The 21,642-nt window shown below is 42.2% G+C and carries 14 protein-coding genes and 1 pseudogene; 8 read left to right on the top strand and 7 right to left on the bottom strand.

What is annotated here, in order from left to right; all coding sequences use genetic code 11:
- Positions 1-55: 55 nt before the first annotated feature.
- The 7 genes from PGX00_RS18000 to fruB form a co-directional block, all read right to left on the bottom strand.
- A complete protein-coding gene (locus PGX00_RS18000) occupies positions 56-2,659 on the bottom strand; it encodes a two-partner secretion domain-containing protein (protein ID WP_272139157.1) in 2,604 nt (867 codons plus the stop codon).
- A 188-nt stretch (positions 2,660-2,847) separates the two neighbouring features.
- A complete protein-coding gene (locus tag PGX00_RS17995) occupies positions 2,848-4,515 on the bottom strand; it encodes a ShlB/FhaC/HecB family hemolysin secretion/activation protein (RefSeq protein WP_272139155.1) in 1,668 nt (555 codons plus the stop codon).
- A 219-nt stretch (positions 4,516-4,734) separates the two neighbouring features.
- A complete protein-coding gene (locus PGX00_RS17990; protein ID WP_272139152.1) occupies positions 4,735-6,603 on the bottom strand; it encodes a methyl-accepting chemotaxis protein in 1,869 nt (622 codons plus the stop codon).
- A gap of 343 nt (positions 6,604-6,946) precedes the next feature.
- Positions 6,947-8,221 carry an L-methionine/branched-chain amino acid transporter gene (yjeH, locus tag PGX00_RS17985; protein WP_272140900.1) on the bottom strand — a complete coding sequence of 425 codons (1,275 nt, stop codon included), beginning with the start codon at positions 8,219-8,221 and terminating at the stop codon, positions 6,947-6,949.
- Between the two features lie 249 nt (positions 8,222-8,470).
- On the bottom strand, positions 8,471-10,210 hold the full coding sequence (gene fruA / locus PGX00_RS17980; protein WP_272139150.1) for a PTS fructose transporter subunit IIBC: 1,740 nt from the start codon (positions 10,208-10,210) through the stop codon (positions 8,471-8,473).
- Between the two features lie 40 nt (positions 10,211-10,250).
- A complete protein-coding gene (pfkB, locus tag PGX00_RS17975; RefSeq protein WP_272139148.1) occupies positions 10,251-11,192 on the bottom strand; it encodes a 1-phosphofructokinase in 942 nt (313 codons plus the stop codon).
- A 9-nt stretch (positions 11,193-11,201) separates the two neighbouring features.
- Positions 11,202-12,338 (bottom strand): fused PTS fructose transporter subunit IIA/HPr protein, encoded by a 1,137-nt coding sequence (fruB, locus tag PGX00_RS17970; protein WP_272139146.1) that lies wholly within the window; start codon positions 12,336-12,338, stop codon positions 11,202-11,204.
- A gap of 308 nt (positions 12,339-12,646) precedes the next feature.
- Between fruB and cra the strand changes: the two genes are divergently transcribed.
- The 8 genes and pseudogenes from cra to dbpA all read left to right on the top strand — a co-directional run bounded on the left by cra (position 12,647) and on the right by dbpA (position 21,590).
- Positions 12,647-13,624, top strand: coding sequence for a catabolite repressor/activator (gene cra / locus PGX00_RS17965; protein WP_272139144.1), 978 nt, complete (start codon positions 12,647-12,649; stop codon positions 13,622-13,624).
- A 439-nt stretch (positions 13,625-14,063) separates the two neighbouring features.
- On the top strand, positions 14,064-14,861 hold the full coding sequence (locus PGX00_RS17960) for a transporter substrate-binding domain-containing protein (RefSeq protein ID WP_272139142.1): 798 nt from the start codon (positions 14,064-14,066) through the stop codon (positions 14,859-14,861).
- Positions 14,862-14,920: 59 nt separating this feature from the next.
- A complete protein-coding gene (locus PGX00_RS17955; RefSeq protein WP_272139140.1) occupies positions 14,921-15,868 on the top strand; it encodes an amino acid ABC transporter permease in 948 nt (315 codons plus the stop codon).
- 22 nt (positions 15,869-15,890) lie between these two features.
- A pseudogene (locus PGX00_RS17950) lies at positions 15,891-16,615 on the top strand (amino acid ABC transporter ATP-binding protein).
- 179 nt (positions 16,616-16,794) lie between these two features.
- On the top strand, positions 16,795-17,289 hold the full coding sequence (locus PGX00_RS17945; protein ID WP_272139139.1) for an RNA-binding S4 domain-containing protein: 495 nt from the start codon (positions 16,795-16,797) through the stop codon (positions 17,287-17,289).
- 218 nt (positions 17,290-17,507) lie between these two features.
- Complete coding sequence (locus PGX00_RS17940; protein WP_272139138.1) at positions 17,508-19,436, top strand: alpha-amylase family glycosyl hydrolase; 1,929 nt, start codon at positions 17,508-17,510, stop codon at positions 19,434-19,436.
- Between the two features lie 8 nt (positions 19,437-19,444).
- Entirely contained in the window at positions 19,445-20,008 is a 564-nt protein-coding gene (locus PGX00_RS17935) for a sugar O-acetyltransferase (protein WP_272139137.1), read from the top strand.
- Between the two features lie 196 nt (positions 20,009-20,204).
- Positions 20,205-21,590, top strand: coding sequence for an ATP-dependent RNA helicase DbpA (dbpA, locus tag PGX00_RS17930; RefSeq protein WP_272139136.1), 1,386 nt, complete (start codon positions 20,205-20,207; stop codon positions 21,588-21,590).
- Positions 21,591-21,642 lie beyond the last annotated feature (52 nt).

Raw genomic sequence — 21,642 nt, 5'->3', positions numbered from 1 at the left:
TGCGATATAGACTTTCTGCTGTTGATGAGTCTTTCACTTAATACGCTAAGGCTTCCTAGTGCTTCAATGCTGCCGGAGCGATTTTCAATCTGTTGCGTTCGGCCACCTTGCGCTGTTTTCTGAAAGCGCGCATTACCTCCCACCAAAATGTCTGCTTGCTGGTTGAGCAACCTGTTCGCAACGTTGAAGGTGCCATTTCCCCCGCGTAAATCAGCCCTCGATTGGTTAACGACCCGCTCACATTAGCCATCAAATCACCTAACGCTATCAGCGCGCCGGGGTTAGTTAACGAGGCCGTGGTCAGGGTAAGGGCACTGAGTGCCTGTAAGGTACCTTGGTTTTCAATCGCACTGGTGTTGAGACGGGTGTTGTTACCCGAGATAACGCCGCTGCCTTGGTTGGTTAACGGCCCTATGAGGTTCAGTGTGGTGTGCTTTTTACTGGTCAACTGATTACTGTTAGTAAGGCTATTGGCTGTTACCGTTAAGTAGCCACCTGCGGTGATGGCGTGATTGGTGGTCAGCGTGCTATTCACCGTCAAATCAATATCACCATTGGTACTGAGTGTACCCTGATGATGGAGGGTTGTAGCCTTGATGGTGAGATTTTTATTGCCATTGATAACGCCTTTATTGCTGAGGGTTTGGCTTTGCAGTATGGCATTGCCGCCACTGACGAGCTGACCTTCGTGAGTAAAGGTGGCGGCATTTATGGTCAGTGCGTCACCACTGATGAGTTTGGCGCTGTTTTTCGTGGTCAGCGTTTTGGTTGCATTGAGGGTTAAGGTTTTTCCAGATCCCACTGTACCAGACAGTGTACTGTTGTTGGTATTGAGAGTGAGGGCGCCTTTGGTGAGCGTTTGGCCTGATTGTGTCAAGGTGTTAGCGGTGGCGATGGTGTCAGCGGCGCTGCTTGATTGTCCATATAGCAACGCTGTGCTGGCGCTTAGGGTCAAATTGCCGCCCGCGAGTAGCGCACTATTTCGGTTGGCGGTGAGGCTTTTTCGGCCAGTTAATGTTAACTCACCACCAGATTGCACCTTGCCGTTGAGGGTGAGTGATTCTGATTCAACACTCAGTGCCTTTCCCGCACTGGATTCCCCCGATAATGTGGCGCTACCAGCGTTAATGGTGACGGTTTCTTTGCCGGTGAGTTCGCCATCTTGTTGCAGTGTTTTTGCCGTGATGGCAACGACATTACCTTGGGTTTGTCCACTGTGTGCCAGTGTTTCGCGTGCGGTGAGTGTGGCTTTCTGTTCGGCAGTAATCAAGCCAGATTGCGTCATGTTTTTTGCACTAAGCTCTGCCGTGGTGCTGGCGCGTAATACCGCTTTAGAGGTGATGAAGAGTGCGTCGCTCGCTTGTAGCGTTATCTTGCCCGCATTCATTTTGGTATCGACGTGCATGGCGTTTGCGCTGGCTTCTACCTGCGAGGCACGGATGTCACCGGTGCCGATTAATGATAGTTGTTCACCTTCTAACGCCAATTCCCCTGAAACAGAAAGCTCGCCCTGATTATCGAGCGTAGTCAATTGACTCAGTTTGGCCGATTGACTCTCTATCAGGCTGCTTTTATCCAGTGAGATAGAGCGGACTTTACTGTTGATTTTTGGGGCTTGCATTGTGGCGTGGTTGAGGGTTAGCGAGTCGGCTTCTACGTTCATCATGCGGCCAGCGACCAACTTGCTTTTACTGGTGTTGATATCTGAACCACGAAGGGAAATATCTGCCTTGGCGGCTTGGTTGCCTTTGATATCAAGTGGCTTTGAGCTGTGCACAATGAGGTTTTGCGTGCTACTGGTGTTGCCTAACACAATTTTACCATCGGCGGTAAGGTGAATATCGCCTTGCGACGCACCTAGGTTGCCCACGTTCACGCCAACCCCCGCTTCGGTGGCGATTAATCGGATACGCCCTGCATACATGCCGCCAAGAGAAGAAGAGTCGATAGCCAACTGAGGTTTATCCTGTGAGCTGGCTTTTTTTGTCACCTTATTGGTTTGATAGCCTACGTTGTTTTTTCCTGTGATTACCGTTAGGTCGTTAGCGTGTATTTTAGCGTTTAGCTTGGCGGTGCGACTAATAATGTCAAAGTAGGTTTGTGTGGTGCCATCTAACCCTTGGCCTTCAATGGCAATAGCGCCTTGTGACACATCAAACCCAGACAGTTTGTCATTGGTGAACTCAGGCACTCCGGTCGAAAGCGTAACGCGTGGAGTATTAACAAACCCGCAGCCGTTACAAGTGATACCGTAAGGGTTGGCCAAAATCACATTGGCGCTGGCACCGTGCACTTCGGTGTAGCCTTGTAGTTGACTGGCATTGGCACCGGTCACTTCATTAAGTATTACGTTCGCCGATTGCCCCTTTAAATGCGGGTTATTCTGTAATAAACCACCCAATTGAGATTGGCTGAGTTGGGTGGTTGAGTTATTGAGGATTAAACCGTTTTTGTCGACATTAAATTGCTGATATTGATTGTGAGATAAGCCTTTGCCGTTGGGTGTGGCAATGTTAACCACCTCAACCCCGTTACCTGCCTTGATAACCGTCGTATTCGTGCCACCGACCACCACATTGGCAAAGGCTGGCTGCACATTGATGAGCGTACAAATGAAGTAAGTGAGAAAGCGATAAGCAGATGAAATAGGCTTGTTCATAACGCACCTCCACAGCAGGGATACGTCATGATTTCACTAGAGCGGCGTCCCTGCTATGGCATGATGACGGGGCTATTTATAGGCGTTTGCTAAATTTTATCAATAGTTGTGGTTGGGGCTATCTGTGCTGTAAATAGCAGTGAATAGTTAAATAGTTCAATTTGGGATCTGTGTTTCATTTATTATTGCTAATATTTTAAATCGAGTCGAAAATAAATCACGTAATCGTCATTTTGTAGACGGCTAGGGGCCTCTAAAGGTAAGCCAATAGAAAACGATGAGGATAAATTATTTGAACTCGAATTGACTCCAACACTTGCACCGGTTAATGCTCCTTGTTCGAAAGGGTTGCTGCTATCCTTGATTATTTGACCGGTATCTACAGCAACATTGGCAGTTAATCTACCAAAATAGGGGAGTGAAGTAAGTGGGTAGTTGACCTCATTTCTCCAATAGAAACCTTTGTCACCAGATATAGACGCACCTTTAAATCCTCTGACGGAATACTCACCACCAATACTTAGCCGTTCATTACCATAGAGTTCATCGTCGCTCCACTGACCAAACCAAGTGGTGGAGTAAGCTAAATCTGTAGACAAAGGATACGAATAGCTTGCCGTTAATGTTACCTTTTTAAATTGAGCTTTAGGGGCTTGTTCAGACGTGCCGTGATCGTCCTCACCACCGAACCAATCTGTGCCTAAGTGATAGCGGGGTGAAAGAGTAAAGAACCCTTTTTCTATTCGTGTGCTGTAGTCCAGAGTTAGTGATACTGATGAAAGGTTTCGACTGCCGGTATTGAGCAACGTATTCAATATATAATTTTTCTCACGGCGGTGATGAACACCAGCAGAGGCAGAAAATTTGCTCTGTTCATCTCGATAAAACAACCGTTTTATACCAAGATCGTGACTGTTGGTTTTACCCGTTGAATCAAATTTAAAGCCGTTGCTTTGAAAGGTAGATAGATAGGTGCTGTATGAGGTGCGATAGTTAACGTTCCAGTAACCTCTTGGTATATCGACGGAAAGGTTAAAATTTTCAGAGTCTAGGTAATTTGAAAACTCGCTGCTTTTGTTAGCAGATAGACTCCATTTGTCCAAAGCATCAAATAAATTTTCTAACCCAATATTGAGTGCGATTTGATCTTCGCCTGTGTTTTTTTGTCCACCGTTGTTAAATCCGATACCAATACTACCAACATTACCTTTATTGGTGACAATATTGACAACCGAAAAACCTTGCTCTTTTCCCGGTTCCATTTTTATTTGAGCATTATATCGAGAAAGTCTGTTTATTTGGTCTAGGCCTTGTTCTATCTCTCTTAAATTTAGCTTTTTGTTTGTTGAGTTTGGAAAGGCATTCTTTAAGAAGCTAACGGGTTGACCATTTAAAAGTACACTTTCAATTTTACCTTCGACGATGATTATTTCTAATGAACCGGAATTTAAGTCTTGTGGTACTAAAAAAGCTCTAGATGTCACGTAACCTTGCTCTACGTAGTAGTTTGTAATGATGCTGAGGTATTGATTGATTGTATTTAGGCCAATGCACATCGGTTGAAATTGAAGTAAGGCAAGCAGTTCGCTGTCTCCGAATATGTCATTCCCCGAGAAATTAACTGAATCAATATCAAAGCAAGTTATATCGTTTGAATTTTGATCTATGGGGATAGATTGTAGCGGTGTAATATTTTGTAAGGATTCTTTTGCCGTTTGAACTGCTTCTAGGCGTTGTTTTTGTTCTTGTTCTACTTCTAACTGGGTAGTGGGCGATGTTAATTTAGCTTGTGTTAGTGGTACAACAAGCATAGTAATGGCAATTGAAACTGATATCACTCTCTTATTGGCGCACATAGAAAATACCTCAGTTAGCTTCCATATGGCATGTTATGTTGTTTAATAACAAGTGGTTATGAGGCTTAAAATATAGCGGAGTGATAAAGTAGAGTAGAGTTTTGTCGTTTCAATTGAGTAGAATGAGAGGCTGCTTCAGTGCTAGTTATTAAAAAGCGAGCGATTTTCCTCATAAAGAGGAAAATCGCTCGCTTTTGTGAAGGCTTGTGACTAAGTACCTTAAACTACAAACTTATCCAAAATTCCGTTTTGTTCACGAACATTGTCAGCTTGTACTTGCATCAAGGTGCTTGATTCTCCAGCGGCACCAGCGACCATTTCAGACAAGTCCTTAATTTTCACTGTATTGGAGTTAATTTCTTCCGCGACTAAACTTTGTTCCTCAGCTGCGGAAGCAATTTGCATGTTCATATCGGTAATGCGTTGGATGGAGTCTCTAATCCGTTCTAACGCGCCATTTGCTTCTTCTGCTTGGGTCACTGTAATTACGGCCGTATCTTTACTCGCCCCCATCGCTTTGGCTACAGCACCTGCTCCTGCTTGAAGTTGTTCGATCATAGTACGAATCTCGGTGGTGGATTCTTGTGTTCTTTGAGCCAGTGTTCGCACTTCATCGGCCACGACTGCAAACCCTCGTCCATACTCGCCAGCTCGTGCAGCTTCAATTGCAGCATTGAGTGCTAGAAGGTTGGTTTGGTCGGCAATATCATTGATAACTTGAAGTACGGTTTCGATACTATCGGTTGCGTCTTCTAGTGATTTAACTTGCGTCACAGCGTCATCGATACTGGCAGACAACTCGCCAATAGATTGAGTGGTGTTATTTACTATTGCACTGCCTTCTAACGTGGCGTTGTCAGCTTCTTGAGCGGCTGAGGCTGCGCCTTGCGCATTGCCTGCCATATCAGTAGAGGTCGTTGCCATTTCGTGCATTGCTGTTGCTAATTGTTCAATTTCACGCATTTGCTCTGTCATTGCAGCAGCAGCACCAATAGCCCCTTCGGAACTTGCTTCTGCACCATTTAAGATCTCTTGGCTAATCCCTTTTAGGTGTTTGATTTTGTCTTGTAGGCTTTCTGTAAATGTGTTGAATCCTTGTGCGAGTTCTGCAAATTCGGCATCTGTATCAGTGGCTAAACGCTGCGTTAAGTTGCCGTCTCCAGTAGCAACATCTTGTATAGCATGGTTAAGTGTTCCTAGTGGCTTCATTAATTTGCCAATAAGAAGGAGTAGCAAACCAATACTGATTATAAGTGCGACAGCGGTAGCGATAATGGAGCTTGTACGCATGTCATTAACAGGTTGAAAGGCAATGCCGTTATCGATTACTGTGCCGACATACCAGTTAATGCCTGGTATTTTTCTAAAGTCATAGGCCAATTCAGTTCCATTGGAATTAACCAGCTGCAGCTTTTCAGAGATGCTGACTTGAGACTGCATCTGTGTAAATGGTTTACCGTTTAGCTCGGTATCAGGGTGAGCAATGATGGTGCCATCAGAAGAGACAATAAAGAGGTAACCGGCATCAAAAAGATTCACTTGGTTTATTGTTTCGGCCAAGCTTGCGAGACTGACATCGAAAAACAATGAACCAACAAATTTGCCACCTTGTTTTAAGGGCGTCGCGATGGATATTAGAATTTCTTTGGTAACAGCATCCTCATAAGGAGCGGTTACAATAAGATCATTTTTTGATTTCGCATCTTCGTACCAAGGTCGAACGCGAGCATCCCATTGAGGCCCTGGATCCCAAGTGACGTCACCACTAATCGCTTTACCATCGGTTTCTAAGCCACCACCGACAAGTAAGAAAGGCTTTTTAAGGCTCGGCTTTCTAATGACTTTTTCAATAGCGGTTGGGTTTAAATCATCGCTGGCCATCTCTGTCGTGTATACAGCAAGCGCTTTTTGTCCAGAGATTTGCTCAGCAACATTACTTTTTACGCTGTCCATTGCATTGTTTAAACCATGGACGATAGTATCAGTAAGAAGATCTTGAGTATTAAAAACTTGCTTCGTAGTAACAATGCTTACGGTAACTAGCATTAGCAGTGCCGAAGCGGCAACAATTTTGTGACTAAATTTCATATTACATCCCTTAACAAAAATTTTTCCTGCTCTTTGTTAATAAGCTCATAAATTGAATGGGATAAATCATATCCCGTGCTCTAAATGTTATTATAATTATTGTTGTTGGTATAAATAACCTGCCAATAACTATTAGTATAGCGGCCCTTTGACGACATTCTTTAGTGATGGCAGCATAATTGGATAGATTTATTAATGAAGATACGTGGTTCACATTTTTAACTGAGTGTTGTTACCTAATTGCAATCTGTTTGTTCGTTTGTATATAAGCAACAATGTTCGTATTGGCTCGATTTGTAAAAATTAGAGTTAAGTTTGTAATAATCTATTAAGTTTAGATTCGCTATTTTTTACTGGCGACAAGTAGCAGTTTGGAGCCATTACGCAAAAAATGGACTGAAAACAAAACAGCGATGGCATAAAGTGAAGCCCATCCAAGGCAAGCGAATACCAACATTGTGATGACCAAAGCCGTTAGTGATAGCACTTTATTCATACCAGTCAGTAATTTGTAAGCCGATAGCATCGCGAGCAAGTAAACAAGTACAAATACACCATTGGCTAATTTAACTAACGCCTCTAAGTCGATACCCAGTACTTCACCGATGAAAGAGCAAATGACAAGTATCGCAGAAATCGTCAGTGTCGCATAAGCAGGAACCCCACGTTTAGAAATAACCGCCATCTTAGCGTTAGGGTGGCTGTTTTTTGCAATAGCGAAGGCCATTCTTGATAAACTTTGAATATATAAATTTAAGCTAGCAAAACAAGCAAAGTAGCCGATAAGGCTAATCAATATAGCGCCTTTACTACCAAAGATTTGTTCGCTTATCCATGGAATAGAGCCCGCCGCCAGCTCTTCTGTGCCGTACGCATGAAACTTAAGAATAACGACGGAGCAACTCCAATAGATCGCACCTGCAAATAAGCAACCCAATATAATGGCAATAGGAAAGTCAGTTTCGGGTTTTTTAAATTCTTCACCCATATGTGCAAATGCCTCTATGCCAACGAAACACCAAAACATAACCCCTAAGGCAGAAGCGATGGGTAATATTGAATCGGAAGTTAATACTGGCATCTTTATATCTGCGGTACTTACGTCACCGTAAACCCAAAATAGAGAAACTAAGGCACAGATAGCTAAAGCAATAACCGTTTGAATACGCGCTGATGACTTACTACCCATCAGGTTAACCATGACTAACAAGCCAATGGTTATTAATTCTGCAAGAAGCGTGTTGTCTAAAGGTGTTGGAAGTAATTGTTTTCCGAAACTGCCGGCCAACGCCACACCAGCTGGGATCCCAACGGGAGTCACACTTAAGAATAGCCATCCGACGCTACGTTCCATACGTTGCCCAAAGGCTTTACGGACAAAATAAGCTGTGCCCCCTGCGCTGGGATAGCGCTTTCCTAAGGCAGCGAAAGTAAGGGCAATGGGAATAACAGCGACAAAAAGAATTAGCCACGCCCATAAAGACGCTTCACCAGCAATACCAGCAGCGATAGCGGGTATCATGAATAAGCCTGTCCCTAAAAGGGTAGTGGACAGTTGCCCTAGGCCTGACCACAAAGTAATTTCTTTTTTAGCTCGCCCACTGAATCGACTCTTAATATATTGACATTACTAATTGTTGGGTCGCCAAGGATACGTTAATTTACTGGGCTAGACACAACTTTTTATAGACGATTTACGTCTAATTGCGTGGCAAGAAGTGATGGCTACGAATATGAATAATCCGAACAAGGTGATTGAGGAGGCTTTAGGTGTCTATTTATTGCGGATAAGTTAAGAAAAAGCGGAACCTTCATAGAGAAGACCCCGCTTTAACAGATAACGTTACTTGTCCATTATATAAACAAGTTAAGCGATAGCTTTTTGCCCTTCTTCGGAGCGGTTTTTCAAGAAAGCATAACCAAATCCAGTCACGGCTGTACCTGCTGTTATGGCTACAATATACATAAGTACTGAAGAGATAGCGTTTGGAATAAAGAGAACAAATAGGCCACCATGAGGTGCCATTAACTCACAACCCGCAAGCATAGAAAGTGCACCAGCAACGGCACCACCGGCCATTGTACAAGGGATTACACGCATTGGATCTCGAGCTGCAAATGGGATAGCCCCTTCAGATATAAAGCATAAACCTAGTACAAATGACGCTTTACCCCCTTCACGTTCACTTTGATTGAATTTATTTTTTGCAAGGAATGTCGCTAAGCCCATACCCAGTGCTGGTACCATACCAGCGGCCATTATTGCAGCCATTGGAGCATAGGTTTCTGATGCAAGAAGGCCAACGCCGAATGTGTAAGCCGCTTTGTTGACAGGGCCACCTAAATCGAAACACATCATACAACCTAGAACGACACCCAACATGATTGCATTAGCGCTACCCATATTATTAAGGAATTCCGTCATTGCAGACATGATGCTAGCAACCGGGCCACCAACCACATAAATCATCACTAGACCAGTAATTAGAGTGGCTACTAAAGGAATAATAAGGATGGGTTTTAATGCGTCCATCGATTGAGGTAACTGCACTTTGTCAGCAATAAATTTAGCTGAATAACCGGCTAGAAAACCTGCAACGATACCACCTAAGAAGCCAGCACCAATTGAACTTGCTAACATACCACCGACAAGGCCGGGAGCTAGACCTGGTCTGTCCGCAATCGAAAATGCAATGTAACCAGCAAGTACAGGAATCATCAAGGCAAATGCAGACCCCCCACCAATCGTCATTAACGCAGCGGCAAGCGTTCCTTCTTCTTTAAACGCTTCGATCCCGAAGACAAATGAGAGCGCGATGATTAGACCACCAGCGACAACCACTGGTAGCATATGTGAAACACCAGTCATTAGGTGTTGGTAGACACCTTTGCTTTCTTCTTCTTTTGCAGTGACCGCGCCATTGGTGTGAGCGTAAACCGTTGCGTTGGCGAAGGCTTTTTCAACTTCCTCTTTGGTTTTTTTAAGAGCTGGTCCTGTTTTTGTTTTATAGAGTTTTTTACCGTTAAAGCGATCTAATGGGACATCAATATCAGCAGCAATGATGACTAAATCTGCTTCTTGTATGTCTTGGTCAGTAAGCTGGTTTTTAGCACCAACACTGCCGCGAGTTTCGACTTTAATTTGGTGTCCAAGGCGTTTACCTTCCGTTTCTAAAGCTTCTGCCGCCATAAATGTGTGTGCAACACCGGTAGGACAAGCCGTAACCGCAACGATTTTTTTACTTGCGCTAGTAGGGGTGCTTAAAGACTCTGAAAGTGTAGTAGCGTCGGAAGTCGTTAGTTCAGTGGCATCAGTAGCGGCGTTTTCCAACCATGCTTTTGGGTCTTCAGTTATTTCTGAAATTGCAGCTTGGCAGACTTTTTTACCGACGAAACGGGTGGTATCAATAGGCGTGTTTGTTGCGATAACAATGACCTCTGATTGTGCAATATCCTCTGCGGTAAGAGTTTCTCCTTGAATAACAGATGATTGGCACTCAATTTTTGCAGTCCAGTTTAAAGACTTCGCGGCTTTTTCTAGCAGACCAGCAGCAATGATGCTGTTAGCAACGCCGCTTGGACAAGCTGTAATGATAGCTATATTCATAATAATCGACCTTTAACTCATTAATTAATAGTATTTATTGTTAACTCAACTCAGTGAGCTGTATTTGTTGCTGTAGGGATTCGAGCTCTTCTAAACTCGATACGCCGACACCTACTTGCGATACAGCTAATGCTGACAGTGCGGTGGCGAAACGTAATAAATTGTTTTTTTCCATACCTTGCATATGTCCCCAACAAAGACCAGAGACCAACGTGTCACCTGCGCCCACTGTACTTACTACAGTCATCTTCGGTGGTTGTGACCGTAACCATTGATTTTGGTTGAGCCACAACACGCCTTCAGAACCCATAGAGACCACGATGTTGTCTATGCCTTTATCAGCAAGCTCCTCTGCTGCTTGTTGACACTCTTCAGGGGTTTTAAGCGAGCGGCCAACAAAACCAGACAGTTCTTCATCATTTGGTTTGATTAACCATGGGTGTGAATTTAGCCCTTCTGTTAGGGCGTCACGGCTGCTATCAAAAAGGACTTTTTTCCCAGCATCGTGAAGCTGTTGAATCCAATTCGCACACAATTGAGGGGAAACTCCCTTAGGTAGACTGCCTGCAATGACGAAATAGTCGTGATCTTCAGCGAGTTCAAAAAGAACCTGCTCAAACTGCTTAATTTCTATTTCTGAAACCTCGACGCCAGGGAAATTTATATCACTAACTTCGCCGCTTTCCTCGACGAGTTTGACGTTGATACGGGTCGCGCCGTTTACACGTACAAATTTGTCTTTTGCGTTAATCTCTTCAAATAACTCGCAGAAAATATCTTGGTTATCACGGCCAAGAAACCCGGTCACGGTAACCTCTGCGCCTAAGTCAGAAAGTACTTTCGCAACATTCACACCTTTACCTGCTGCATGTAATGAACCTTTATTTACTAGGCTCACGCTTCCTACATTTAATGTTCCCAATTTTCCGGTGAGATCCAGTGCCGGATTTAGGGTGACGGTCACGACTTTTTTGGTTGTCATAATGTGCTCCTACCCTTCGCCTAAACCAGATTCAATGGCCGCGCCTATTGCTTCAATTGCTTGGGTTGCATCAGAACCTTCTGCGGAAAACTCCAGTGAATGTCCATGCAAGACACCTAACCCAATCACTTTCATTAAACTCTTTGCATTAACGGTTTTACCTTCGCCATCAAGATTTTTGACCTTGATAACAGACTCAAATTTTTTCGCTTCTGAGACCAGCATAGCGCCTGGACGAGCATGCAGACCATGAGCGTTTTTGATGGTAAATACGGCGCTATTATCTGCTCCGCTAGACGCAAGAGATTGGTCCGCATCTGAGTTAAATAGGTTTATTAGTTCTTGTTTATTGGCGCTAAGAATGCTGGTTTGTTTTTGTTGGAAGACTAAGTCGCTCAACTTATCTAGCATAAATTGGTGGGCGTTATTGCAAACGGCAAGGGTAATTATTCCTTTAACAGGTTTGTTTTCAAACGCAAACTCAGCTGAGAGAGTAACGACAGACATTGCTGTGCGGGATACAGAATGTGTACTACTGATTAGCCATAAACCGCGACCAAGGTAACTCGGTGTTTTACTGATAAGGTCGGCTATAAAATTCGACTCAACGGCGTCAGAGTTTTTAAGTAAACCACCCGCAACAGCAGAGAGCTGAATCATGTCACTTGCAGGGAAATCATTCAGGATCAGGGCTTCGTTGAAGTCAGCGGTAAACTGAACGTCACCGTTTAACAACGCTATTATCTCTTGCTTCGAAGAGGCGAGTTTCAGTTTTTCTTCTACACCGTCAGCAGAAAGCACTTTAGTAAGTTGTTTCAAAATACCTAAATGTTCATCCGATTTGGCTGCAATACCAATGGCAATATAGATGGTGTTTCCATCACCCCAATCAACGCCTTGAGGAAAGTGATGAACAGCTACACCTGTATTTTTAACAAGGTGGCGAGTATCAGTCGTTCCGTGAGGAATAGCGATACCGTTGCCAAGAAATGTTGTATTTTGAGCTTCGCGGTTAAGCATGCCATCAACATAGCCGGTTTCTACTAGCCCTTTATTCGTTAGATCTTCTGCTAACGAACGAATAGCGATGGTTTTGTCTTTCGCTGCTTTATCTAGTTGGATATCTTGCGTGGTCAGTTTTAACATGTCGTGCCTCTATTTGCTCTTTTCGGTGAGCTTCACTAATTGGGTCTATTGGCTTTTAATCTACCGATTCATTGTTAGGAACAAATGCTGAATCGGTTCAGCATTTGTTTAAAAAATTCAGCAAACATCAAATCATGCTGCTGAAACCTACCGCCATTCTATATTTATGCGGATTAGGTGATTTAAGTCATGTTTCAAGCTTTGCTGAATCCTTTCAGCTATAATACTGAATCGGTTCAGCGTATAATTCAAGTCAGAATGATAAATAATCTATAAAATTTTGATCAGCGACACAAAAAGGCACTGAAATGACACTAAATGAAGTAGCAAAATTGGCGGGTGTCTCAAAGACCACAGCAAGCTATGTTATCAATGGGAAAGCAAAAAAGTATCGTATAAGTGAGAAGACCCAGCAGAAAGTTATGGCGGTTGTTAACCAGCATAGTTACCGTCCTGATCATGCGGCTTCCTCGTTACGTGCAGGAAATAGCCGTTCATTTGGTCTAATTATTCCAGATTTGGAAAATTCTAGTTATGCAAAACTAGCCAAACTACTAGAGCAAAACTCACGTAAGGCAGGCTACCAAATTTTGATTGGCTGTAGCGATGATGCACCAGAAATCGAAGAGAGTTTAGCTGATGCATTATTGAGCAGGCGAATTGATGCACTTTTTGTTGCAACTTGTTTACCTAAAGCAAACGAATATTACTTAAAGGTACAAAAAGCCGGAACGCCAGTTGTCGCAATAGACCGGCCGTTGGATGATGAGCATTTTGGTTGCGTTATTAGTGAAGATTATACGTCCGCTTTTGATTTAACTAACTCGGTCTTATCTTCTAGTGTTGAAACTGTAGGGTTGATTGGTGCTCTGCCTGAGTTAAGTGTTTCCAAAGATAGACAGTTGGGCTTTGAAGCAGCGGTACGGGCGCATAAAAAAAATACTATTGTTGGATATGGAAAACATTTTAATAGGGAAGAAGGAAAAACGGTACTTGCAGAATGGGTGAGAGACAAAACCGTACCTGATGCGATTGTCGTTACATCTTACACTTTATTGGAAGGGGTGTTAGATGTGTTGTTAGAGCATCCAAAGTTAATGTCTAATATAAAATTGGGCACATTCGGTGACAATAGGTTACTCGATTTTCTGCCGATTAAAGTTAATTCGTTGCCTCAACAGTTTGAATTGATCTCTGATAGCGCTCTTGCTCTTGCTCTTACGGCTTCTGCAAAGCGTCAGCAATCCGGGATTGAATTGATTCCAAGAAAACTAATACGTAGATAGTGGGTAGAAAGTTAACCTTCAGTGTGTCATCGACTATCAAATAATATTTAGCCGTTTATTCTGCATAGATGGCTATTTAACGAACAATTGCTAGTAGCACCAATTTAGCTCGCTCCCTCCTTTTTCGCACAAATATAGTGCGACTGTTTTATTTGTAAAATACAAAACAGATACTTTTCGATATTTTAATCTGTTTTTGTTTGTTTGTGCAATATATAACTCTTATTTTTATCAATAAGTACGTATTTAATTATCGGCACATCTCTTGCTTTACGTAATGCTAAATGCACAATTTTGGTGGTTACGTATAATGCCCTTGGTATCCTCGTTGCGTATTTATGCTGTACAAATGCCTTTTGATGCAATAATATCTAGTTTATATGAATAAAAACCCATTAATGGATGGTATTGTTAACAAAAATAACAAGGAATTAACAAAATGAAACATAAAATAGGCAAGTTAGCGGCTCTTGGCGCGATAATCTTCTGCTCCGCAAGTGCGAATGCTGGACCCGTTTTAGATGGTATTGCTGAATCTGGTGAGTTGCGTGCATGTTTTGACGCTGGTTATATGCCGTTCGAAATGAAGTCAAAAAACAACAGCTACATTGGCTTTGATATTGACTTAGGTAAAGTAATGGCAAAACAAATGGGTGTGAAGTATGTACCTGTTAACACGGCATGGGATGGAATTATTCCTGCGCTAATTACTGGTAAATGTGACTTAATCATGGCGGGTATGACAATCAATGCCCAGCGAAACATGAAGGTTAACTTTGCTGACCCGTATATAATTGTTGGCCAATCCATTATTGTAAACCCTAAGTTAAAAGGCGAAATCAACAGTTATAAAGATCTAAATGATCCGAAATACACAGTGACTAGTAAGCTTGGAACAACTGGCGAGGTGGTTGTTAAGAGAATGCTAAGTAAGGCTAAGTACAATGCATTTGAGACTGAAACTGATGCGGCTATGGAAGTGATTAACGGTAAAGCAGATGCAATGATTTATGATATGCCTTTCGTTTCTATTTATGCAGCTCAAAACAGCGATAAAGTTGATTCAATCCTAGAACCTTTTACTTATGAGCCTCTTGGTTGGGCTGTTAAGCAAGGTGATCCAGATATGGTTAACTTTTTGAACAACTTCCTTCGTCAGATCAAAGGTGACGGCACTTATGATCGTATTTACGATAAGTGGTTCAAAAGTGATGCTTGGTTAAAACAAATTAATTAAGTAAAAAAGCCAGTAGCACGTTGCTACTGGCTTTTTTTACTTTCATTTCTGGTATTGATATGCAACATAAAAAGAATAATTGGGCTTGGCAACTTTTGTTTGTACTTGCTCTTATTGGCATCGGTTTTTCTGTTTACACGGCTTCTCAGAAAATAAATTATACGTGGCAGTGGAATCGAATAGTTCCTTACATCATTGACTCATCTCCTATTGAAACATTAGCCAATGGTGACGGTACCGTAGCCTTAAGTGAAAACGGTACTGTTGTTATTGAGTTTGATAACGGTGACCCTGCTCAACGTATTGAAAAAGCAGACGATGTATTTGTTTTTGAGGGTGACCTTGTGTTTTCTGGAGATACTATCTCTAGTGTGAACCAGCAGAGCATGGGTGTGCTTCTTAAGGGGCTAATAACCACTATTCAACTTTCTATAATATCACTCTGTTTTGCTATTGTGATTGGGCTTTTTGCTGCTTTAATGCGCATATCTACAAACCCTTTAAGCCGAAATTTTGCTTTTTTGTACGTTGAGATTATTCGGGGTACTCCGTTGCTCGTACAAATCTTTATAGTGTATTTTTTCTTAGGAACCATTTTTGAATTAGATCGATTTACGGCAGGTATTACAGCATTGTCTGTATTTACAGGTGCGTACATTGCAGAAATAATTCGTTCAGGTATTCAATCTATTCCACCGGGCCAAATGGAAGCGGCACGCTCTCTGGGAATGAGTTACCCCAAGGCAATGACGTACGTTATTTTGCCGCAAGCGTTCAAACGCACACTACCTCCGATGGCTGGACAATTAATAAATTTAGTAAAAGATTCCTCACTGGTGTCTGTGATATCAATTACAGACTTAACCAAAGCAGGTCGTGAAGTGGTTGCAGGTAGTTTTGCTACGTTTGAAGTATGGTTCGCGGTTGCGGCACTTTATCTTGTTATTACTTCTACGCTTTCGATCGGCGTGCAACGCATAGAGAAAAGGTTATCAAATAGTGACTAGAGCGGATTATAAAGGCGAAGACATGGTCGTCGCCGCATGTGTAGATAAAATTTATGATAACGGTTGCCATGCTCTTAAAAAGGTTTCCGTTACTGTAAAACGTGGAGAAGTAGTGGTTATTATAGGGCCGTCGGGCTCAGGGAAATCTACTTTTCTACGTACGTTAAACCAACTAGAAACCGTGACCGATGGTGATATTGTCATTGATGGTATCAACATGTATGACTCTTCTACAGATATCAATGTATTGCGAGAAAATGTGGGCATGGTTTTTCAATCGTTTAATCTTTTTCCGCACCTTTCAGTGAAAAAAACGTGATGTTAGCACCTTTGAAGGTGTCTAAACTGGATAAAAATCAGGTCGAGAAAGATGCCGAAAAGTTGCTTAAAAGGGTAGGTTTGGCTGAGAAAATAGATGTGTTCCCAAGCCAACTTTCTGGTGGACAACAACAGCGTGTTGCCATAGCTCGTGCATTAGCGATGAAGCCAGATCTTATGCTGTTTGATGAACCCACTTCTGCGCTTGACCCTGAAATGGTTGGGGAGGTTCTTGAAGTCATGAAATCGCTTGCTGAAGAGGGCATGACAATGGTTGTCGTTACCCATGAAATGGGTTTTGCTAGCGAAGTAGCGGATAGAGTCTTGTTTATGGAAGATGGTCAACTTCTGGTTGATGATGTCCCTGAAAACTTTTTCGAAAATCCATCTCACCCAAGACTAAAAACGTTCTTGTCGAGTATTCTATAAGAAATAAGAAATAAGAAATAAGAAATAAGAAGGTTAGAAGCCATGATTTTGAAAGTCATGGCTTTTTACTTTCCAGACTTAGGTCCAATCATTTCTCAAACTAACTTATATTTATCGTGCCATCCAATTCCCAATATTTTTTGTTACACTACGCTCAATTATCCCTATAGGTCATTCCCATGTACGAAGAGCAACCAGACGATCTTGCTTCTGATGAAGTAGAAATAGAGGCGATCGGTATTGAGGTCAATAGCCAACCCATTGAGCTATATAAAATTTTTAAAATAGCGAATTTGGTTAATGGCGGAGGTGAGGCGAAACATATTATCTCAGAAGGTTATGTTGCTGTTAATGGTGAAATAGAGACTAGAAAACGTCGAAAAATGTACGATGGTGATTTGGTGGAATTCAACCAAGAATACTACGTTATTTTATGTGATCTTCCTGAAGGCGAGTTGCCTGAAGTATTTGAAGAAGACATGGTCGCTCATGAGTATCAGGTTAGCGATATGGAAGTAGAATCTATAGAGCAGAACGCGGCAGATGAATTTAGTCAGGTTGAAAAAGAAGAATTACCGTTAGAAATGGAAGAGTCAGAAAGTGAAAAACCGAAGGTTGAGCAAGAGGAGCCTGAGAAGAAAGACAATGGCAGAAAGTCGATTCAGTTTTTTTAGTTTTTGCTTAGCAATAGCGATGTTGATTTAGATACAATCCCTGATAATAACCACTGAATGAACAGAGATTTTCGGTGGTTACTCCTTCCTTTGAGTAATCTTGACGATTAGCTTCACAAAATAAGACTTAAAAATCTTCTTAACTGTTACTTAATCGATTAAGTTGAATATGATGTTTCTCCTATATTGAAAAATCAGTTGTAACGAGGGAGTTCTCAATGCTGTCTAAACCGTTGAGCGAGAAAGCACTAAAACAAGTCTTGAGTTCTGTTTCTCTACCTAAATTAACCAAAAAAGACGAAAAGCTGTTTTTGACACGTCTAGAGCAACACTTTCCTGAGTTGGTTTCCAAGTTACACGACTTGTACGCAGATAAATATGATTTTTTCTTCCACTTAGAAAAGCTTGTTACTGTATTAGCATCCGCGTTTGCGAGCCGAAAACCTAGCCTGAAGATGAGGGACGAGCAACGATTGCTAGAGCCTAATTGGTATCGTAGTGAAAAAATGTTGGGGATGGCTCTCTATGTCGATTTATTTGCGGGTAATTTAAAAAATCTAAAGAAAAAAATACCGTACTTTAAGAGTTTGGGTATTAATTATGTCCACTTAATGCCTCTTTACCTGAGCCCTGAAGGCGATAGTGATGGTGGCTATGCGGTGTCGGATTATCGGCGTGTAGATCCACGTTTGGGTACTGAAAAAGATTTATTAGAGTTGGCGGAGGCTTTTAGCACTGAAGGAATTAGCCTCGTACTCGACTTTGTATTTAACCACACATCAAACGAGCATGAATGGGCGCAAAAAGCGTTAGCAGGTGATCCAGAGTATGCCGATTACTACTATTTTTTCGATGATAAAAAGCAGGTGGATGAGTACAATCAGACCTGTCGTGAGATCTTTCCAGCAGTCAGGAGAGGCAGCTTTACTTATTTAGAAAGCCACAATCAATGGGTATGGACTACATTTAATAGTTTCCAGTGGGACCTCAATTTTTCTAATCCTACCGTATTTAACGCCATTACGGACGAAATGCTCTATTTAGCCAATATAGGCTGCGAAGGGCTACGTTTAGATGCACTTGCCTTTATTTGGAAAGAGAAATGGACCCTTTGCGAAAGCCTACCAAAAGCCCATACTCTTATTCAGGCATTTAATTTGTGTTTGCGGATAGTTGCTCCAGCCGTTCAATTCAAGTCAGAAGCGATTGTTCACCCAGATGAAGTGGCAAAGTATATAGATAGCAAAGAGTGCCAGCTTTCCTATAATCCACTCATGATGGCATTGATGTGGGAAAGTTTAGCCACTCGAGAAACCAAGCTATTAACGGCTTCGCTTAAGAAAAGCTTTGAAATTGCCGATGACTGTGCCTGGGTAAACTACATTCGTTGTCACGATGATATTGGTTGGACATTTGATGATGATTTGGCTGGCCAATTAGGGATTAACGGCTATGATCACCGTAAGTTCTTGAATCAATATTATACGGGGCGCTTTGAAGGCTCCTTCGCAAAGGGCGTTCCTTTTCAGGAAAATCCAGCAACGGGTGATTGCCGAGTTTGTGGATCGCTAGCTTCATTGTCAGGATTAGAAAAAGCAATAGACTCTGGCGACACACTGGAAATGGATTTGGCAATAAAACGAATATTATTGCTTAACAGTATCAATCTAAGTATTGGTGGTATTCCGCTTATCTATCAAGGCGATGAGCTTGGTGTATTAAATGATCACAGTTATTTAGGTGATGAGTTTAAGCGGGACGATTCTCGTTGGGTTAACCGACCAGAAATTACGCCAGAACTGGTTAATGTGGCGAAACGAGCAACCACCCCACAAGGGATAATAAATCGTCAACTTCGACAAATGATCGCTATACGACAGTCTTCACCCGTCTTTGGTGAAGCGACAACCGAAGTTTTGGAAACTTATCGTTCGCATTTATTTGCTTATTCTCGTGAGCATGAAAATGGCGACAAGTTCTTATCGATTTGTAACTTCAGTGAGCAGACACAATCAGTACCCGCCTCTATTTGTGACCTTCTTGATGCGGATGAAATTGTGGATGTATTGACAGGAAACAAAGTAGGTTTAGGCCAAGATATCGTACTCGGACCATATGCAGTGCTTTGGTTAAAAAAGAAGGACTAAATTGTAGAATGAGAAGTGAAAGGGAAAAAATGCTTGCTGGTGAGCCCTATTTAGCTTGGGATAAAGAGTTATATGCAGAACGTATAGCTTGCCGCCAAACTCTGCATAGGCTAAATAATAGCATTCCAGATACTGAAGAATGGATAGCGTCAATTCAGCAGTTGATATCCAATGCCACAGACGATACTTATATCGAACCTCCATTTCGTTGCGACTACGGCAGTAATATTCGTGTAGGTAAGAATTTTTACGCTAATTTTAATTGCATTATTTTAGATGTAAACCGAGTAGAAATAGGTGATAACGTTATGTTTGCACCTAATGTTCAGATCTATACCGCTGGTCATCCAACGGATGTGAAAGGCAGAGTCGAACAGGGTGTAGAATTTGGTTTGCCGATTACTATTGGTGACAATGTTTGGATAGGTGGAGGGGTTATCGTATGCCCCGGTGTGACTATAGGATCTAACTCAGTCATTGGCGCTGGTGCCGTGGTGACCAAAAATATCCCTGAAAATGTGGTTGCAGCCGGTAATCCTTGTAAGATCATTAAAACGATAGATAATTCTTAATACCCAATCCAATAAATAACTTATCAGACAAAATAAGAGCGATGACATCCTTTGCTACTATTTACATGAAGAGAATTAGACTGGTTACATGAAGAGAATTAAACTGGCGACATTTTAACTAATTGTTGTAATAGAAAGGCGATACAGTTATCGTGCGCTTCCAATTTCGTCACACCATAACCGATAGGACATTCCTTTGAGCCAGATTCCATTTTCTACTCTCACTCTGTCGCCAGCTTTATTACAAAACTTGGATACATTGGGCTACACCTCAATGACACCTATTCAAGCAAAAGCGTTACCATTAATGCTCAAGGGCGTGGACGTTATTGGGCAGGGTAAAACCGGCTCTGGTAAGACGGCTGCGTTTGGACTAAGCCTGTTAACTAATCTCAATGTTAAGCGCTTTAGAGTGCAGTCGTTAGTACTATGTCCCACTCGAGAATTAGCCGATCAAGTCGCAAAAGAGATCAGAACACTGGCGCGTTCTATTCATAATATAAAGGTACTAACACTTTGCGGTGGTATGCCAATGGGGCCACAAATAGGCTCGCTTGAGCATGGTGCTCATATCTTAGTGGGTACACCAGGGCGTATATTAGATCACTTAGAGAAGGATCGAATTGATCTTTCTGAGCTAAACACATTGGTTTTGGATGAAGCCGATAGAATGTTGGATATGGGTTTTCAAGACGCATTAGATGCCATCATTGATGAAGCACCAACCGATCGTCAAACACTATTATTTAGCGCGACATTCCCAGAGCAGATTCAAACGGTTGCCAATAGAATAATGAAAAATGCTGAATTGGTTAAAGTTGAAGCCACTCATGACAATTCAAGTATTACGCAATTCTTCTACAAAGTAGGCAATGACGCCGACAGATTGAATGCGGTCAAGAAACTGCTATTGAAGCACCGTCCAGAGTCTTCAGTTATCTTCTGTAATACAAAGCGAGAAGTACAAGAAGTTGCAGAAGAGTTGTACCAAGAAGGCTTTGACGTTATTGATCTTCATGGCGATTTGGAGCAGAGAGATCGTAACCAATCGTTGGTTCAGTTTTCGAATAAGAGTATTTCTATTCTCATCGCCACCGATGTCGCGGCACGCGGACTTGATGTTGATAATCTAGACATGGTTATAAATTATCAGCTATCTCGTGATCCTGAAGTTCACGTCCATCGCATTGGTCGTACGGGCCGCGCTGGAAGCAAAGGTATGGCATGTAGTCTGTTTAGCAGCAATGAGATGCACCGTGTCGCTCAGATAGACGAATATATGGATCTTCCAATAGAACCAATAGCTTTACCTGATGAAGAGGTGCTTAGTGAAGCCACTTACCAAGCTGAGATGGTTACCATTGAAATATCGGGTGGCAAGAAGCAAAAAGTCCGTGCAGGTGATATTTTAGGTGCTTTGACTGGGCAAGATGGCATAGATGGTAAAAAAGTAGGCAAAATTAACCTATTTGATATGCGTTCTTATGTTGCTGTGCATAAAAATGTTGTGAAAGCTGCACTCAAAAAGCTCGAAAATGGCAAGTTAAAAGGCCGTAAATTTAGAGCTAGAATCCTTAAATAGTGTTCTGATTTAGTAGCAGGTATTATGATCAAATACCTGCTATGCACTTCCT

Origin of the sequence: Vibrio algarum (assembly GCF_028204155.1) — a bacterium.
GTDB classification, from domain to species: domain Bacteria; phylum Pseudomonadota; class Gammaproteobacteria; order Enterobacterales; family Vibrionaceae; genus Vibrio; species Vibrio algarum.
This window is presented reverse-complemented; position numbering and strand designations above follow the sequence as displayed.

What these genes read in the sequence shown, in the direction of transcription:
- PGX00_RS18000 (WP_272139157.1), bottom strand. Translation starts at nt 2,659, where the DNA reads ATGAACAAGCCTATTTCATCTGCTTATCGCTTTCTCACTTACTTCATT.
- PGX00_RS17995 (WP_272139155.1), bottom strand. Translation starts at nt 4,515, where the DNA reads ATGTGCGCCAATAAGAGAGTGATATCAGTTTCAATTGCCATTACTATG.
- PGX00_RS17990 (WP_272139152.1), bottom strand. Translation starts at nt 6,603, where the DNA reads ATGAAATTTAGTCACAAAATTGTTGCCGCTTCGGCACTGCTAATGCTA.
- fruA (WP_272139150.1), bottom strand. Translation starts at nt 10,210, where the DNA reads ATGAATATAGCTATCATTACAGCTTGTCCAAGCGGCGTTGCTAACAGC.
- pfkB (WP_272139148.1), bottom strand. Translation starts at nt 11,192, where the DNA reads ATGACAACCAAAAAAGTCGTGACCGTCACCCTAAATCCGGCACTGGAT.
- fruB (WP_272139146.1), bottom strand. Translation starts at nt 12,338, where the DNA reads ATGTTAAAACTGACCACGCAAGATATCCAACTAGATAAAGCAGCGAAA.
- cra (WP_272139144.1), top strand. Translation starts at nt 12,647, where the DNA reads ATGACACTAAATGAAGTAGCAAAATTGGCGGGTGTCTCAAAGACCACA.
- PGX00_RS17960 (WP_272139142.1), top strand. Translation starts at nt 14,064, where the DNA reads ATGAAACATAAAATAGGCAAGTTAGCGGCTCTTGGCGCGATAATCTTC.
- PGX00_RS17955 (WP_272139140.1), top strand. Translation starts at nt 14,921, where the DNA reads ATGCAACATAAAAAGAATAATTGGGCTTGGCAACTTTTGTTTGTACTT.
- PGX00_RS17945 (WP_272139139.1), top strand. Translation starts at nt 16,795, where the DNA reads ATGTACGAAGAGCAACCAGACGATCTTGCTTCTGATGAAGTAGAAATA.
- PGX00_RS17940 (WP_272139138.1), top strand. Translation starts at nt 17,508, where the DNA reads ATGCTGTCTAAACCGTTGAGCGAGAAAGCACTAAAACAAGTCTTGAGT.
- PGX00_RS17935 (WP_272139137.1), top strand. Translation starts at nt 19,445, where the DNA reads ATGAGAAGTGAAAGGGAAAAAATGCTTGCTGGTGAGCCCTATTTAGCT.